Source organism: Stenotrophomonas sp. YJH_SMC_27 (assembly GCF_059369815.1).
Genome location: NZ_JCAFTA010000001.1, coordinates 85,765 through 100,993, shown reverse-complemented (window position 1 = coordinate 100,993; position 15,229 = coordinate 85,765). Strand labels below are relative to the sequence as shown.

The following is a 15,229-nucleotide window of genomic DNA, read 5'->3' as shown; positions in this document are numbered from 1 at the left end:
ACATGGAATACCAGGGAAGCTGCCATTGCGGCAGGATCGCATTCAACGTACAGGCCGAGGCGCCGATCAGCGACGTCATCGACTGCAACTGTTCGATGTGCCGGCGTCGCGGCAGCCTGCTGTGGTTCGCCCCGCGTGCGGCGTTCCAGCTGACCACCGATCCGGCTGACGTGGCCACCTACCACTTCAACAAGGCCCACATCGACCATCACCACTGCCGCGAATGTGGCGTCGCCCCCTACAGCGAAGCGGTCGATCCGCGTAGCGGCACACCGATGGTGGCGGTGAACGTGCGCTGCGTGCCGCAGGTCGATCTGGCTGGCCTTTCGGTGACCTCCTACGACGGAGCCGCGCTGTGACGGGCGCGCGCGCCTGGACGCGCAGCCTGGCGATGCCGGTGGTGCTGCTGGCATTGGCGGGCTGCGCCAAGCAGGGCGACATGGCCGCGGATGCGGGCGCCCCGGCCGCCGAAGCGGCCGTCGCGTCGCCAGAAGGTGCGTTCCTCGCCTATGAACATGACGTGCAGGTGCAGCTGGAGGCGGCAAAGATCGCGCCGCGCATCCAGCAGATCGCCCAAGCCTGCCAGAGCGCGAAGTTCGGCGACTGCGCGGTATTGCAGGTCGACCAGCGCAGTGGCGAGCAACCCAGCGGTGAGGTCAAGGTGCGCATCGCGCCGAAGGGCGCCGAGCCGCTGATCGCGATGGCCGGTGAAGGCGGCAAGCTGCAGTCCCGCAATACGCGCGCCGAGGATCTCGCGCAGGCGGTGGCCGACACGGCATTGACCAAAGCGCGGCTTGAAAAGGAGCACGCCCGCCTGCTGTCCTACCAGGACCGCAAGGACCTGAAGATCGAAGATCTGATGGCGATCACCACGCGCCTGTCAGAGATCGAGGCGGGTGTCGAGCAGGCCAACAAGGACGCCGCGCAGCAGCGCCGGCGCATCGATACCCAGCTGGTGACGCTGCACTTCGAGACCACTTCGGGCCAACGCAGCCGAAGTGAGATCGGCGAGGCGCTGAGCGAGTCGGGCAGCATTCTCAGCACCAGCGTGGCGTTCCTGATTCGTGCTGTTGCCGCGCTGCTGCCGGTGGCGGTGCTGGCCCTGGTCGCAGCCTGGGGCGTGCGCGCATGGTGGCGTCGCCACCGTCGCAAGCTGCCGCCCAACCGCTGAGGTCAAGGCTGATGCCGGCAGCCCGCCGGCATCAGCCCTCGTCGGTTTCGTACTCGACGAACACATCCAGTTCCAGCGCCAGATCCTGCACGGCGTCGCGCACCTTCTGCGCGGTGCTTTCATTGCCCACTTCCACTTCCAGCTCGTGGATGCCCGGGCCGATGTCATCGGACAGCCCGGCCGAGCTGGAGTCGTCGTCGTCCATGTGCGGCATCAGGTCGTCGGTTTCCTCGACATGCTCGATGCCATCCAGGCCGAGCAGCAGGTCGCTGATGGCACGGGCGTCGTCTTCAGTTCCGGTAATGCGCAGTCGCAGCATGGCCATGGCGTAGGTACGTTGTGGAGTTGCCTGCAGCCTAGCCAGCATCGGGCAAAGAATGGGTGAGGGCGAAGTCAGGTGGGCGTGGCCGAGCGCCCGAGCAGGCTGTCCGGCAATGCCGGAATCGGTGTGCGTTCGTCCTGCGCCTGCTCCAGCAGCCAGTCGATGAACAGGCGTGCGGCCGGGCTGGGCGGTTGTCCTTCGGCATGCACTACGTGATACGCATAGCGCGCCTTCAGCGCCGGGCCGGGCAGGCGCACCACCTCGTAGCGCTGCAGGTAGGGCTGGGCGATGTGGGTGCGCGCCAGCACCGCGCCCATGCCATACACCGCTGCACGCATCGCGTCGGTGCTGTCGGCGAAGGTGTGCATCGGCGGCAGCGGCGACGGCGTGCGCACGCCGGCGTGGCGGAACCAGTCGCGCCAGCCCTGCGGCGACAGGTCGGTCAGCAGCGGCAGGTCGGCGATGCGCGCCGGATCGACCAGCGTTTCGACGCCGGCCAGTGCCGGTGAGGCGACCGGGAACAGGTAGTCATCCATCAGGTGCTGCGCACGCAGGCCGGGCCATTGGCCCAGGCCGTAGCGGATGCCCACTTCCGGGCCGTTGTCGTCATAGCGATCCAGCCCGCTGCCGGTATGCAGCTCGATGCGGATGTGCGGGTAGGCCTGGGTGAAGCGCGGCAGCCGTGGCAGCAGCCAGCAGTAGGACAGCGAGCGCAGCGTGGTGATGCGCAGCGGCACGCTGTCGGCATCCGGCTGCAGGTGATGGGCGACGGCCGCGACATCGGTGAAGGCGGCGCTGGCGGCGTCGGCCAGTTGCCGGCCCTCGGCAGTCAGGCGCACGCCGCGGGCGTGGCGTAGGAACAGCCGTACTTCCAGCACTTCTTCCAGGCGGCGGACGTGGTGGCTGACCGCGCTGGCGGTCAGGTGCAGCTCCTGCGCGGCCTGGGCGAAGTTCTGGTGGCGCCCCGCGACCGCGAACACGGCCAGTGCGGGTAGCAGGGAAGGGCGTAGCAGCATGTCGAGCCTCAAACCATATTTGTGGCTGGCAGCGATACTACGCGCTTGTGCCGCGGGCGTCTGCGCATGATCCTGTCCGCCTTGGCGAAGAATTGACGATGTACGGAGGCAAGGCATGAATGCGGTCCCACAGGCGGCCGAGCGCGATTGGCGCACGCCGCTGGAATTGACCCTGCTGGGCGCCATCTGGGGCTGCTCGTTCCTGTTCATGCGGGTGGCGGTGCCGTCGTTCGGCCCGTTCGCGCTGGTCGAGGTGCGGCTGGTGCTGGGTGCGCTGGTGCTGCTGCCGTTCCTGTGGCGCGCCCGCGCGCAGTTCCCGCCGCGGCGCTGGCTGTGGCTGGCGCCGATCGGCCTGATCAATTCGGCGCTGCCGTTCGTGCTGTTTGCCTATGCCGCCGAGCAGGCGCCGGCTGCGATCGGTGCGATCTGCAATGCGATGACGGTGCTGTTCGCCGCGCTGATCGCGTTCCTGTTCTTCGGCGAGAAGATCGGCATGCGCCGTGCCGGGGCGCTGCTGGTCGGCTTCGCCGGCGTGGTGGTGCTGGCCACGGCCAAGGTTTCCGGCCTGAGTATCGGCACCGCAGTGCTGGCCGGTGCGGCGGCATCGCTGCTGTACGGCCTGGGCGTGAACCTGGTGAAGCGGCACATGACCGGGTTGCCGTCGGCCGCCGCTGCGGCGGCAACGCTGTCCTGCGCCTCGCTGTGGATGCTGCCGATGGCGGTCAGCCACTGGCCGCAGGCGGCGATTCCGGCCAAGGCCTGGGGCGCGGCGATCGCCCTCGGCGTGGCCTGCACTGGCTTGGCGTTCCTGATGTTCTATCGCCTGATCGGTCGTATCGGCCCGTCGCGGGCGTCGACGGTGACCTACCTGATTCCGCTGTTCGGCGCGGCGTTCGCGTGGTTGTTCCTGGGCGAGCCGGTGACGCTGCAGATGTTGATTGCCGGTGCGTTGATTCTGGGGAGCGTGGCGGTGAGTCAGAAGGGCTGAGGCGTTGGCGTTTTGCGCGTGGCGCGTGCTGAAGGTACTTCGCTGTTCATGGGCGTCACTTTTCTTTTCGCGCGAAAAGAAAAGTAACCAAAAGAAACGCGCCGCCAGGTCGCGAGCCGCCGCGCTTCGCACGTCGGTCCCCTGCGCTTCTCGGTGAATCAGGGGACGGTGTGCAGAGGTCAGCCGACTAACAGTCGGCTCTACAAGACATCGGCACCTCTTCGCCCCTGATTCCCCGGCGATGCTCGGCTTGCTCAAGGCGGATTCAAGATCAAGAGCCACAGCTGCACGACGATGCTTGGTAGTGCCGGGCCGGGCCCGGCGGGCGAAGCGAGCGCTTCTGCCTTTGATCTTGGATCCGCCTTGAGCGAGCCGAGCACCGCAGGTCCGGCGAGGGCGAAGAGGCGCGGGTGTCTGAGCGCAGCGAGTTCCCGCGCCGTCCCTCGACGGGCCGAGGAGCGCAGGGCACCGGTGCGCAGCACCGGCTCGCGGCCGGCGGAACGTTTCTTTTGGTTACTTTTCTTTGCGTACAAAGAAAAGTAACGCCCATGAACAGTGAAGCACCTTCAGCACGCGTCACGCGCAGGAAACCATCAGCGCACCGGCACCGGAATATTGCACAGATCGATATGCCCGGCCGGGCGCTTGTAGAAATCATCCACGCGATTGCGCCGCGCCTCCACCGTATCGGCGAAGGTCTTCGAATCGGTGCGCAGCACCTGGATCGGCGTGCGCTCGGCCACCGGCACGTCGCTAGCACGGCGGATCGACACGATCGGCGTACGCAGCTTCGGGTCGGTGTAGAAGCCCATCGGCGCCGGTCCGCGCGGCGTCGCGCTGAGCAGTTCCATGCCCTTCAGCACGCGACCCACCAGCGTGATGTTGCGGTCCAGCTGACGCGGTGACTGGCCGGTCACCACGTACAGTTCGGCGCCGATGCTGCTGTCTTCCTCGTTGCTGCGGCCGGCGCCGAGCATCCCGTAGCAGTGCGCCAGCCAAGCCTTGCCGGCTTGCGGATCCTGGCCGACCGGGAAGCCGTCGACGAAACCGGTCTGCGCGGCCCAGCCGTCGCGGTCCGGCAGCACGCTGACCTTCAGGCCGGCGCTGGCGCGCTCGAACTCGGCCGGCAGCTTGCGCGTGGCACTGCCGAACGGCTTGGCCTTGGCTGCGTCATCGGCGTCGGCATCGCCGAACTGCACCACGAAGTTGTCCTGCGAGCGGTAGATGCTGGTGCCGTCCCAGAAGTGCTCGTGGGCGAAGGTCTGGATGTTGGCGACATGGCGGGGGGCGAACTGCGGCGCCAGCTCGATGATCACCCGCCCCGCCGGCAGGTCCATGTACAGCAGGTTGGCGGGGTCCGGGGTGCGCCAGTCGCTGGCCGCCGAGGCGTCGAGGACCTGCTGCGGGCTGCGGTACGGGGCGGCAGCGCTGGCCAGCGAGGGCAGCAGGCAGGCCAGGGCGAGGGCGGTCAGGGCAAGGCGACGACGGTGCGGCATGGGAACCCCGGAACATGAACGAGGGTTCGATTCTGCGCGAGCCGCGCAGTCGCGCCAACCGGCAGAGTGACTAACGACACATTCGCTATACCGAACTTCGCACTACTGTGGACTTCAACGTAGTGGAGGGCCGGCCATGTCCGAGGACGATGTCCACCTGAAGAAGTTCCAGAAGGAGCTCAGCGCCGGAACGGTGTCGCTGGCCCTGCTGGCGGTGCTGGCCCAGGCCGGGGAGCCGCTGTACGGCTATCTCATTGCCAAGGAGCTGGAGCGGGTGGGCGAGGGCGTGCTGAGCGGCAAGCAGAGCGCGCTGTACCCGGTGCTGCGCAACCTGGAGGGCGCCGGGCTGCTGGAAAGCCATGTGGAGCCATCCAGCAGTGGTCCGCCCCGGCGCTACTACCGCATCAATGAACGTGGCCGCGAGGTTCTGGCGCAATGGCGCCAGGCCTGGCAGGCCACCCGCGATTCCGTCGATTCCGTGTTGGAGGGGGTACCGCAATGAACGACCCGAGCCTGGCAGGCCGCGCCCTGCCGACCACCATCCCGCAATACCTGGCGCAGCTGCGCGCGGCGCTGGAAGGTGCCGATCCGGCGATGGTGCAGGACGCGCTGTACGACGCCGAGGAGTACCTGCGCTCGGAGCTGGCCGCGCAGCCCGGCCGCAGCGAGGCCGAGGTCATCGCCGACGTTGCCGGCAGCTATGGCGCGCCGGACGAAGTGGCCGAGATCTACCGCGAGACCGAAGTGACGGTGAACCGCGCGCTGCGTACGCCGCGTGCGGATACCGCACCGGTGCTGCGTGCGGCGGCCGAAGCCAGTGGCGTCGAGCCGGCCTCACCGCCGCCGGCGCCGGTGCAGCGTTCGCTGCTGGCGCGTGTCTTCGGCGTGGTGACCGATCCGCACACCTACGGTGCGCTGTTCTACATGCTGCTGTCGCTGGCCACCGGCATCTTCTTCTTCACCTGGGTGGTGACCGGCCTGTCGCTGTCGCTGGGCCTGCTGATCCTGATCGTGGGCATTCCGCTGACCGTGCTGTTCTTCGGCTCGGTGCGCGGGCTGGCGCTGCTGGAAGGACGGCTGGTGGAAGCGCTGCTGGGAGAACGCATGCCGCGCCGCCCGCGTTACACCGACCGCAGCCGCACCTGGCTGCAGCGCATCGGCGACATGTTCACCGATGGCCGCACCTGGCTGACCCTGCTGTACTTCGTGCTGATGCTGCCGCTGGGCGTGGTCTACTTCACCATCGCGGTGACGTTGCTGTCGCTGTCCCTGGGGTTCATCTGGGCACCGGTGGCCGCACTGTTCAGCGGTGACATTCCGGGCGTGTACGTCGATGGCGTGAACGTGTTGCCGATGGCCGCTTCGCCGCTGGTGGGCATCGTGATCGCCGCCGTGGGCGTACTGCTGCTGTTGTTGACCATGCACCTGGCACGCGGCATCGGCAAACTGCATGGTCTGATCGCCAAGAACCTGCTGGTGCGGTTGTAAGCGGGAGCCCAGGCTTCGGTAGGTGCCAACCTTGGTTGGCACGATCGATCGGATGCCGGGATCCATGGTAGAGCGCCAACCAAGGTTGGCATCTACCAGGGCCTGGTTACCCCGCCTTTCGCCGCAACAGGGTGACGTTGCTCTTCTTCTTCGTAGCCTTCGCCGCCGGGGTTTCAGCATGCGCGGCGAAGAAGTCGCGTACCTTCGGGTACACCACTTCGCGCCAGCGACGGCCGCTGAAGATGCCGTAGTGGCCGGCGCCTTCGACGATGAAATGCTCGCGGCGGTCAGCAGCAATGCCGGTGCACAGCGCCTGCGCTGCTTCGGTCTGGCCGAGGCCGGCGATGTCGTCCAGTTCGCCCTCGATGCTCAGCAGCGCGGTATCGCGGATCGCCGACGGGTCGACCTTCTCGCCATTGACCACCCACTCGCCACGCGGCAGCAGGAAGTCCTGGAACACCACGCGGATGGTGTCCAGGTAGTACTTGGCCGGCATGTCCAGCACCGCGTTGTACTCGTCGTAGAAGCGACGGTGCGCGTCGGCGTCTTCCAGGTCGCCCTTGACCAGGTCGGTGTAGAAATCCCAGTGCGAGCTGAAGTGGCGGCTCGGGTTCATCGACAGGAAGCCGGCGTGCTGCAGGAAGCCCGGATACACGCGGCGGCCGGCGCCGGGGTAACTGGCCGGCACGGTGTGGATGACGTTGTTCTCGAACCACGACAGCGGGTTCTGCGTGGCCAGGTTGTTCACTGCGGTCGGGCTGCAGCGCGCATCGATCGGGCCGCCCATCATCACCAGCGTGCGCGGCGTCGGCTCGCCACGGCTGGCCATCAGTGAAACCGCGGCCAGCACCGGCACGGTGGGCTGGCACACGCTGACCACGTGCAGGCGCTCGACACCCAGGTGGCGGATGAACTCCTGGATGTAGGCGATGTAGTCGTCCAGGCCGAACTCGCCTTCGCTGGCCGGTACCATGCGCGCGTCAACCCAGTCGGTGACGTACACGCGGTGGTCGCGCAGCAGCGTGCGCACGGTATCGCGCAGCAGCGTGGCATGGTGGCCGGACAGCGGTGCCACCACCAGCACGAACGGCTGGTTGAGCATGGTGTGCAGCTGGTCGGCTTCATTGCTGTGGCGCTTGAAGCGCAGCAGCTTGCAGAACGGCTTGCTTACTTCCTCGTGCACGACGATCGGCACGCGCTCGCCTTCGACCTCGATTTCGTTGATGCCCCACTCGGGCTTCTCGTAATCCTTGCCGATGCGATGGAACAACTCGTTGACCGCCGCCAGGCGATCGGCACCCGGCATCTGCGACCACCAGTGGCCCGGGTTGGCGAAGAACTTGGCGTTGGCCTGGGCCTGGTGCACCCAGGGGGCAAGCAGGTTGCGGGTCAGTTCGTGCAGTTGATAGAGCATGACGACCGAATATGTATGGTCATATGTTGCCGCGCAGCATATCCCATCCGGACGTCCCGCAGGTTAAGTTGCCTGAAAATAATGAATCCGGATTCACATCCGTTCCAGCGCGGCGGCATCGCCTGCCAGGGCGGGGCCGAGCCAGCAGTGCGACCCCACCGGCTGCAGGCCGTGCCGGGCCAGCGTGCGGCGGTACCAGCGCGCCGGGCGGGCGTGGAAGCCCTCGTGGTCGCCGTCGAATTCATCCTCGGCGGCGAAGGTCTCCAGGAAGGCCACGCCACCGGTCAGCTCGGCCACCCCGGCCAGGCCGGCGCGCAGTTCACGGTCGGGCACGTAGTGCATCACGTCCGAGCACACCAGCAGGTCGACCGGGGCGCAGGGCCGCAGCCAGGCGAAATCACCGAAGGCGGCCAGGTGCAGGTTGCGGGTCCTGCCGTAGCGGCGCACAGCGTACTCGCTGCTGTCGAAGCCGAGATATTCGACCTTCGGACGCAGCTTCAGCAGCGGCGCGCGCCAGGCGCCTTCACCGCAGCCGATATCCAGCACGCTGCGGATCGGCCGCTCCAGGTAGTACTCGGCGCTGGCCACGGCCAACGCAACCTTGCGCGCCAGGCGGGCGCTGCCGCCGATGTCGGCACGGCGGTACCAGCGTTGGAAGTAGGCGGCGTCGTAGGTCTTGTCCATGGGGCGGTGCGCGATCGGGGAAAACGGCGCCTATCGTACGGTGTTGCGGCGCGCCATGCGTCGATGTGTCGCGGCGGGCGTGCCTGCGGCGGCTTCGCCACGGCATGCGAGAATGGCCGCCAACCTACGCCAGCCGCCGGAGCGAGCGCATGCAGAGCTACTACTGGGTCAAGACCTTCCACATCGTGTTCGTGGTGGCGTGGATGGCCACGGTGTTCTACCTGCCGCGCATCCTGGTGAACCTGGCCGAGACCGCGGGCCAGCCGGCGGTGAGCGAGCGCCTGCAGCTGATGGGCCTGCGCCTGTACCGCTTCGGCCACTCGATGTTCGGCCTGGCGTTCCTGCTCGGCCTGGTGCTGTGGCTGGGCTACAAGGTCATCCCCGATTTCCCGACCATGGTGGCTCCGGGAGCTGCCGGCTGGCTGCACGCCAAGCTGGGGCTGGTGGTGGTGCTGCTGGTGTACTTCGGCTGGATCGGCCGCCTGCTCAAGGGCGTGGCCAAGGGCCGGGCGCTGCCGTCGTCGCGCGCGCTGCGCTGGATCAACGAGATCCCGCTGCTGGCGTTCATTCCGATCGTGTGGCTGGTGCTGGCCAAGCCGTTCTGAACGGGGCGCGCTGCGCGCGCGGCGCATCGCACAGATGCATCCACGCATGGCGTGGATCTACTGGGTGCAGCTGTGGCTTTTGATGTCCAGATCCGCCATGAGAGAGCCGAGCATCGCAGGTGAAACAGGGGCGAAGAGGCGCCGATGTCTGAGCGCAGCGAGTTCGGCGCCGTCCCCTGATTCACCGACAAGCGCAGGGAACCGGTGCACAGCACCGGTTCGCGTTCGGCGGCGTGTTCTTTGGTTACTTTCTTGCACGAGCAAGAAATTAACAAGCCGATGAATCAGGCTGCCTCGTACGTGCCGTAACTGCGCAGGCGCGTGTAGCGCTGTTCCAGCAGCTGTTCGGTGGACAGCTTGTCCAGCGCGTCCAGCTCGTTCAGCAGCACGGCCTTCAGGCGCTTGGCCATCTGGGTCGGGTTGCGGTGGGCGCCACCGGTCGGCTCGCGCACGACCTTGTCGACCAGGCCCAGGCTCTTCAGGCGCGGGGCAGTCAGGCCCAGTTGTTCGGCCGCTTCCTTGGCCTTGCCGGCGTCCTTCCACAGGATCGAGGCGCAGCCTTCCGGCGTGATGGTCGAGTACACCGCGTATTCCAGCATCACGGTGCGGTCGCCCACACCCAGTGCCAACGCACCGCCGGAGCCGCCTTCACCGATCACGGTGCAGATGATCGGCACCTTCAGCTCGGCCATCTCGATCAGGTTGCGCGCGATCGCTTCGGACTGGCCGCGCGACTCGGCGTCGATGCCCGGCCAGGCGCCGGCGGTGTCGATCAGGGTCAGCACCGGCAGGCCGAAGCGCTCTGCCATCTTCATCAGGCGCAGTGCCTTGCGATAGCCCTCCGGCTTGGGCATGCCGAAGTTGCGCTTGATCTTTTCCTTGGTGTCGCGGCCCTTCTGGTGGCCGATCACCATTACCGCGCGGCCATTGATGCGGGCCAGGCCGCCCATGATCGCCTTGTCGTCAGCGAAGGCGCGGTCACCGGCCAGCTCCTGGAACTCATCGAACATGACGCGGATGTAGTCGGCGGTGTACGGACGCGATGGGTGCCGGGCCAACTGCAGCACCTGCCACGAGGTCAGGTTGCGGAAGATCTGCGCGGTGCGCATGCGCAGCTTGTCCTGCAGCGCGTGCACTTCCGCCTCGACATTGACCGCCGGCCCGGCACTGGCGTTGCGCAGTTCCTGGATCTTGGCTTCCAGGTCGGCGATGGGTTGCTCGAAGTCGAGGTAGTTCGGATTCATCGGAAGCCGTCGTGTAAAGAAGGGGGCAATTCTAGCCGAATGCGTGCAAACCACCCGTACGCCTTCGTCTGGAAGGCGACGGTAACGCAGCCGGGCAGGCGGCGCCAGTCAGCTCAGGGCACCACCAGGGCGCTGCGGCCCATCAACTGGCTGCGCTGGGAAACGAAGTCGTTGTAGGCCTCGTTGGCCTCCCGGCCCAGGCCGCTGCCCAGGGTGGCGGTGGCCGAGGTGAAGGCCATCTGCGCGTCGAAGTCCTGCTTGCGCAGGGCCTTCTGCTCATCGGCGGTGGTGGCCTTCAGCCAGCGCGCATAGACCTCGCGCAGCGGCGCGGCGTGCGCCTCGAAGGCGGGGTCCAGTGCCGGCAGGCTGGCCGGGGCCGGTTCCAGGCTGAATGCCGGGGCCACGTAGCCGGCCGGCTGTTGGCGCTTGAATGCACCGGGTTCGCCCATGCCTTCTTCGACGTAGGCGATGAAATCCGGGGCCGTGAACACCTTGGCCACGATCTGGCCGCCGCTGGAATCGACGTGGGCGACCACCTTTTCCTTGGGGAAGGGTTCGCGCACGCCGTAGGTCCAGGTCTTGTCGATGAACAGGTCGTGGCGCTTCTCGAAGGGGCCTTCGAAGTTGACCCCGCCCAGTTCGATCCCGTTGTTGCCGACGCCGAAATTCTTCAGCTTGCTCTCGTCGGTGACATAGACCTCGCGAGCAATCACGTACTCGCTCAGGGTCGGGTTGATCAGGCCGCCACGACCGTCGACGTAGACGATGAAGCGCACGTCGCCAAGCGCGTCTGTGTGCAGGCGATGTTCGCCAATGGCGAGCGAGATCGGGCGCGAGCCGTGCGCGGCCACTGGCACGTCCTGGCCGTCGATGCTCAGCGCCAGCGGCGCCTCGGTCGGGTTGTCGATCTGGAACTCGATCTTCGACGGCGAGCAGGCGGCCAGTGCCAGTGCGGCAACGAACGGAAACAGCAGGGTCTTCATGGGCGATCGTCCTTGATGGTTGGAACGGGAAAACAGGAACACGAAGGAGCCAGCCTCAGCTGGCCCACGGCGGGCTGTAGCGCACCTTCAGCGTGCGTACGGCCGGGTCGGCGCGCAGCGCCTCCATCAGCTTGGAATCGATGCGTACCGCGCTCTGCCCGGAGACATCGAGCATGCCGGCGACACCGCCGTGCGGGCCCTTCAGCAGCAGGTCCAGGCGCAGCGGCGTGCGCCCCGGGCGATGGCGGTCGAGCAGGGCATTGATGCGCTCCCAGACCGGGCGCTGCTGGCGCAGGTCCAGGCGCAGCGACAGCCGCGTGGCGTAGTTGGCGCAGACTTCGTCGAAGTCCCAGCACTGGCGGATGCGCAGCGCGTAGCCACCGTTGAACTCGTCCTCGCGCAGGCCGCCCTTGACCACCAGGATGCGGTCCTTGGTCATCAGGTGGCCGAACTCGGCCATTGCATCGGAGAACGCACTGCACTCGACGCGGCCGCGGCCATCCTCCAGCTGGATGAAGATCTGGCTTTCGCCCTTGCGGCGCACGCCGACCACCTGGCCTGCCAGCACGGTCTGCACCTCCGGGCGCCAGCGCTTCTCGCCGCCACCGCCGCCACCGCTGTTGGCGCTCCAGATTTTCTCCACCGAACCCAGGTCGTTGCCTACCAGATCGCGCACATCGTCGCGCCAGGGATCGAACGGGTGGCCGCTGAGGTAGAAGCCCAGCGTGTCGCGCTCGCCGTTGAGGCGCTGCAGCAACGGCCATTCTTCGGCTTCTGGCAGGTCCAGCTGGATCGAAACGGTGCTCGGGTCGGGCCCGCCAAACAGCGAGTTCTGTCCGGACGCACGCTCGCGTGCCATCTGATCAGTGGCCTTGATCACTTCCGGCAACTGCAGCATCAGCGAGGCACGGTTGCGGCCGAGCTCATCGAGCGCACCGCAGTTGATCATCGCTTCCAGCGTGCGCCGGTTGAGCTTGGCCGAGCCGACGCGGGTGCAGAAGTCCAGCAGGTCCTTGAACGGGCCGCCCTTCAGTCGTTCCTCGACCACCGCTTCGCAGGCGCCCTGGCCCACGCCCTTGATCGCGCCCAGGCCGTACTGGATCGTGTCCGGGGTGACCGCTTCGAACATGAAGGCCGACTGGTTCACCTTCGGCGGCAGCACGGTCAGGCCGAGGTTGCGCACCTCGTCGAGGAAGCCGACCACCTTGTCGGTGTTGTCCAGGTCCGAAGACAGCGTGGCCGCCATGAATTCGGCCGGATAATGGCGCTTCAGCCACGCGGTCTGGTAGCTGACCAGTGCGTATGCAGCGGCGTGTGACTTGTTGAAGCCATAGCCGGCGAACTTCTCCATCAGGTCGAAGATCTCGTCGGCCTTGGGGCCATCGACGCCGCCCTTGGCCGCACCTTCGCGGAAGATCTCACGGTGCTTGGCCATTTCCGCCGGCACCTTCTTGCCCATCGCGCGGCGCAGCAGGTCGGCGCCGCCCAGCGAGTAGCCGCCGACGATCTGCGCCATCTGCATCACCTGCTCCTGGTACACCATGATGCCGTAGGTGTCCTTCAGGATCGCTTCGGTGCGCGGATCGGGATAGATGATTTCTTCCTGGCCGTGCTTGCGCGCGTTGAACGAAGGAATCAGGTCCATCGGGCCAGGGCGGTACAGCGACACCAGCGCGATCAGGTCTTCGAAACGGTCGGGGCGCGCGTCCTTCAGCAGGCGGCGCATGCCCGAGGATTCGAACTGGAACACCGCGCCGGTGTTGCCGTTGGCGAAGATGTCCTTGTAGGTGGGCGCATCGTCGAGCGGGATCGCGGCAATGTCGACCGGCGGAATGCCCGCGCGTTCGTGGCGCTTGTTGATCGCCTTCACCGCCCAGTCGATGATGGTCAGCGTGCGCAGGCCGAGGAAGTCGAACTTCACCAGGCCCACTTCTTCCACGTCGTTCTTGTCGAACTGGGTGACCGGGTTCTTGCCGAGCCCATTTTCGTCGTGTTCCGCATACAGCGGGCAGAACTCGCTCAGCGGCTCGGGCCCGATCACCACGCCGCCGGCGTGCTTGCCGGCGTTGCGGGTCAGGTCTTCCAGCTGCAGCGCCAGGTCGATCAGGTCGCGGACATCGTCCTCTGTCTCGTAGCGCTGGATCAGTTCCGGCGACGCCATTTCCGAGCTCGGGCCTTCCTTGCCCCTGCCCAGCGCATCCTTCAGGTGGATACCCAGGATGTTCGGGATCAACTTGGAAACGCCGTCGACCAGGCCGTACGGGAACCCGAGCACGCGGCCGGAGTCGCGCACCACCGCCTTGGCGGCCATGGTGCCGTAGGTGATGATCTGGCTGACGCGCTCGCGCCCATACTTGCGCGCGACGTAGTCGATCACCTCGTCGCGGCGGTCCATGCAGAAGTCGATGTCGAAGTCGGGCATCGACACGCGTTCCGGATTGAGGAAGCGCTCGAACAGCAGGTTGTACGGCAGCGGATCCAGGTCGGTGATCTTCAGCGCCCACGCCACCAGTGAACCGGCACCCGAGCCGCGGCCGGGGCCGATCGGAATGCCCTGGTTCTTGCCCCATTGGATGAAGTCGGCCACGATCAGGAAGTAGCCGGGGAAGCCCATCTTGATGATGGTGTTGAGCTCGAACTCCAGGCGCTCGAAGTACTCCTCACGGGTCTTGCCCGGCGCCAGCGGATTCTTCTCCAGGCGCTCTTCCAGGCCCTCGCGCGACATCTTCTGGATCCAGGTATCCAACGTTTCGTCGTCGGGCACCGGGTAGTTGGGCAGGAAGTAGGTGCCCAGCCGCATCTCGATGTTGCAGCGCTCGGCCAGCGCCAGCGTGTTGTCGATCGCGTCGGGGATGTCGGCGAACAGCGCGCACATCTCCTCGGCCGACTTCAGGTACTGCTGGTCGCTGTACTCGCGCGGACGCTTGGGATCGTCCAGCACGCGGCCGGTGGAAATGCACACGCGCGCCTCATGCGCGCTGAAATCGGAGGGCGACAGGAAGCGCACGTCATTGCTGGCCACCACCGGCAGGCCACGCTGGCCCGCAGCCATCAGCGCGAACTGGTTGAAGGTTTCCTCGCCCTCGCGGCCGGTGCGGGTCAGCTCCAGGTGCAGGCCATCGCCGAACACCCGTTGCCAGTCGGCCAGCTGCTGCTCGGCCAGCTCATGCTTGCCGTCCAGCGCCAGGCGTCCGGCCAGGCTCTGCCGGCCGGCCAGCGCGAACAGGTTGGCGTTGCCGGCCTTCAGCCAGTCCGGGTGGATGGCTACGCCGCCTTCGGGGCGATGGCCTTCCATCCAGGCGCGGGTCAGCAGCCGCGACAGGCTCAGGTAGCCTTCGCGATCACGGCACAGCAGGGTCATCCGCCACGGGTCCTGGCCTTCCTCGGCGATCAGCACGTCGGCACCGGCGATCGGCTTGATGCCCACGCCTTCGGCGGCCTTGTAGAACTTGACCAGGGCGAACAGGTTGTTGAGGTCGGTCACCGCCAGCGCCGGCAGGCCGAGCTCGACCGAGCGCGACAGCAGGTTGGCCTGCTTGGCCTTCTTCGGGTCCGCCTGGTCCGGCTTGGCCGGCACACGGATGGTGGAGTCCGCCAGCGAGAACTCGGTGTGGACGTGGAGATGTACGAAGCGGGAGTTGGACATGCCGGACCAGGTTGGAGCGCGCGGGCCCCGGGTGCTGACGGAGGTTCGTCGCCGGGGTCGGGAAGCGCTGGAATGCCCGGTCAGGGTAGCGAGGGCAGGGGGTTGCCACAAGGCTTGACAGGGGCACGGCGTGGCGCCGGATTCAGGCGTGCGGGAGGCCGCCTTCTTAGAG

The 15,229-nt window shown here is 66.9% G+C and carries 13 protein-coding genes and 1 pseudogene; 6 read left to right on the top strand and 8 right to left on the bottom strand.

Annotated features, from left to right (window positions below):
- Positions 1 to 2: 2 nt before the first annotated feature.
- Together AC5P7R_RS00460 and AC5P7R_RS00455 are read left to right on the top strand one after the other, a co-directional pair.
- Positions 3 to 359: a GFA family protein gene (locus AC5P7R_RS00460; protein ID WP_134729418.1), complete on the top strand. Its 357-nt coding sequence runs from the start codon at positions 3 to 5 to the stop codon at positions 357 to 359.
- A gap of 32 nt (positions 360 to 391) precedes the next feature.
- A complete protein-coding gene (locus tag AC5P7R_RS00455) occupies positions 392 to 1,171 on the top strand; it encodes a DUF4349 domain-containing protein (protein WP_111099023.1) in 780 nt (259 codons plus the stop codon).
- A 31-nt stretch (positions 1,172 to 1,202) separates the two neighbouring features.
- Here AC5P7R_RS00455 and AC5P7R_RS00450 read toward each other — a convergent pair whose 3' ends face one another.
- Both AC5P7R_RS00450 and AC5P7R_RS00445 read right to left on the bottom strand, forming a co-directional pair.
- Positions 1,203 to 1,496, bottom strand: coding sequence for a hypothetical protein (locus AC5P7R_RS00450; protein ID WP_021203661.1), 294 nt, complete (start codon positions 1,494 to 1,496; stop codon positions 1,203 to 1,205).
- A 68-nt stretch (positions 1,497 to 1,564) separates the two neighbouring features.
- Positions 1,565 to 2,509 carry a LysR substrate-binding domain-containing protein gene (locus AC5P7R_RS00445; protein ID WP_478436298.1) on the bottom strand — a complete coding sequence of 315 codons (945 nt, stop codon included), beginning with the start codon at positions 2,507 to 2,509 and terminating at the stop codon, positions 1,565 to 1,567.
- A 115-nt stretch (positions 2,510 to 2,624) separates the two neighbouring features.
- Between AC5P7R_RS00445 and AC5P7R_RS00440 the strand changes: the two genes are divergently transcribed.
- On the top strand, positions 2,625 to 3,497 hold the full coding sequence (locus AC5P7R_RS00440) for a DMT family transporter (RefSeq protein ID WP_032128339.1): 873 nt from the start codon (positions 2,625 to 2,627) through the stop codon (positions 3,495 to 3,497).
- Positions 3,498 to 4,090: 593 nt separating this feature from the next.
- Here the strand turns inward: AC5P7R_RS00440 and AC5P7R_RS00435 are convergent.
- Positions 4,091 to 4,993 (bottom strand): peptidylprolyl isomerase, encoded by a 903-nt coding sequence (locus AC5P7R_RS00435; RefSeq protein ID WP_227854137.1) that lies wholly within the window; start codon positions 4,991 to 4,993, stop codon positions 4,091 to 4,093.
- A 136-nt stretch (positions 4,994 to 5,129) separates the two neighbouring features.
- Here AC5P7R_RS00435 and AC5P7R_RS00430 point away from each other — a divergent pair, with 136 nt between their 5' ends.
- Both AC5P7R_RS00430 and AC5P7R_RS00425 read left to right on the top strand, forming a co-directional pair.
- The gene (locus tag AC5P7R_RS00430) at positions 5,130 to 5,495 is read left to right on the top strand and encodes a PadR family transcriptional regulator (protein WP_069138000.1); all 366 of its coding nucleotides are present in this window, start codon (positions 5,130 to 5,132) and stop codon (positions 5,493 to 5,495) included.
- Positions 5,492 to 6,481, top strand: a complete 990-nt coding sequence (locus AC5P7R_RS00425; protein ID WP_021203666.1) for a sensor domain-containing protein — start codon at positions 5,492 to 5,494, stop codon at positions 6,479 to 6,481. The genes AC5P7R_RS00430 and AC5P7R_RS00425 overlap by 4 nt, the downstream gene beginning before the upstream one ends.
- Before the next feature lie 183 nt (positions 6,482 to 6,664).
- On the opposite strand, the pseudogene AC5P7R_RS00420 reads toward AC5P7R_RS00425, so the two are convergent.
- Both AC5P7R_RS00420 and AC5P7R_RS00415 read right to left on the bottom strand, forming a co-directional pair.
- A pseudogene (locus tag AC5P7R_RS00420) lies at positions 6,665 to 7,895 on the bottom strand (polyhydroxyalkanoate depolymerase); the annotation flags it as partial.
- Between the two features lie 93 nt (positions 7,896 to 7,988).
- Positions 7,989 to 8,579 (bottom strand): class I SAM-dependent DNA methyltransferase, encoded by a 591-nt coding sequence (locus tag AC5P7R_RS00415; protein WP_019659136.1) that lies wholly within the window; start codon positions 8,577 to 8,579, stop codon positions 7,989 to 7,991.
- A 149-nt stretch (positions 8,580 to 8,728) separates the two neighbouring features.
- On the opposite strand from AC5P7R_RS00415, the gene AC5P7R_RS00410 reads away from it, so the two are divergent.
- A complete protein-coding gene (locus AC5P7R_RS00410) occupies positions 8,729 to 9,184 on the top strand; it encodes a CopD family protein (protein WP_021203668.1) in 456 nt (151 codons plus the stop codon).
- A 284-nt stretch (positions 9,185 to 9,468) separates the two neighbouring features.
- Here the strand turns inward: AC5P7R_RS00410 and AC5P7R_RS00405 are convergent, their stop codons facing one another.
- The 3 genes from AC5P7R_RS00405 to dnaE all read right to left on the bottom strand — a co-directional run bounded on the left by AC5P7R_RS00405 (position 9,469) and on the right by dnaE (position 15,057).
- The gene (locus AC5P7R_RS00405; protein WP_019659134.1) at positions 9,469 to 10,428 is read right to left on the bottom strand and encodes an acetyl-CoA carboxylase carboxyltransferase subunit alpha; all 960 of its coding nucleotides are present in this window, start codon (positions 10,426 to 10,428) and stop codon (positions 9,469 to 9,471) included.
- 113 nt (positions 10,429 to 10,541) lie between these two features.
- Positions 10,542 to 11,411 carry a hypothetical protein gene (locus AC5P7R_RS00400; RefSeq protein ID WP_495213692.1) on the bottom strand — a complete coding sequence of 290 codons (870 nt, stop codon included), beginning with the start codon at positions 11,409 to 11,411 and terminating at the stop codon, positions 10,542 to 10,544.
- A gap of 55 nt (positions 11,412 to 11,466) precedes the next feature.
- Entirely contained in the window at positions 11,467 to 15,057 is a 3,591-nt protein-coding gene (dnaE, locus tag AC5P7R_RS00395; RefSeq protein WP_164145401.1) for a DNA polymerase III subunit alpha, read from the bottom strand.
- Between the last annotated feature and the right edge of the window lie 172 nt (positions 15,058 to 15,229).

Bases quoted from the DNA above. Each gene is read 5' to 3' on its own strand.
- AC5P7R_RS00460 (WP_134729418.1), top strand. From the start codon at position 3: ATGGAATACCAGGGAAGCTGCCATTGCGGCAGGATCGCATTCAACGTA.
- AC5P7R_RS00455 (WP_111099023.1), top strand. From the start codon at position 392: ATGCCGGTGGTGCTGCTGGCATTGGCGGGCTGCGCCAAGCAGGGCGAC.
- AC5P7R_RS00450 (WP_021203661.1), bottom strand. From the start codon at position 1,496: ATGGCCATGCTGCGACTGCGCATTACCGGAACTGAAGACGACGCCCGT.
- AC5P7R_RS00445 (WP_478436298.1), bottom strand. From the start codon at position 2,509: ATGCTGCTACGCCCTTCCCTGCTACCCGCACTGGCCGTGTTCGCGGTC.
- AC5P7R_RS00440 (WP_032128339.1), top strand. From the start codon at position 2,625: ATGAATGCGGTCCCACAGGCGGCCGAGCGCGATTGGCGCACGCCGCTG.
- AC5P7R_RS00435 (WP_227854137.1), bottom strand. From the start codon at position 4,993: ATGCCGCACCGTCGTCGCCTTGCCCTGACCGCCCTCGCCCTGGCCTGC.
- AC5P7R_RS00430 (WP_069138000.1), top strand. From the start codon at position 5,130: ATGTCCGAGGACGATGTCCACCTGAAGAAGTTCCAGAAGGAGCTCAGC.
- AC5P7R_RS00425 (WP_021203666.1), top strand. From the start codon at position 5,492: ATGAACGACCCGAGCCTGGCAGGCCGCGCCCTGCCGACCACCATCCCG.
- AC5P7R_RS00415 (WP_019659136.1), bottom strand. From the start codon at position 8,579: ATGGACAAGACCTACGACGCCGCCTACTTCCAACGCTGGTACCGCCGT.
- AC5P7R_RS00410 (WP_021203668.1), top strand. From the start codon at position 8,729: ATGCAGAGCTACTACTGGGTCAAGACCTTCCACATCGTGTTCGTGGTG.
- AC5P7R_RS00405 (WP_019659134.1), bottom strand. From the start codon at position 10,428: ATGAATCCGAACTACCTCGACTTCGAGCAACCCATCGCCGACCTGGAA.
- AC5P7R_RS00400 (WP_495213692.1), bottom strand. From the start codon at position 11,411: ATGAAGACCCTGCTGTTTCCGTTCGTTGCCGCACTGGCACTGGCCGCC.
- dnaE (WP_164145401.1), bottom strand. From the start codon at position 15,057: ATGTCCAACTCCCGCTTCGTACATCTCCACGTCCACACCGAGTTCTCG.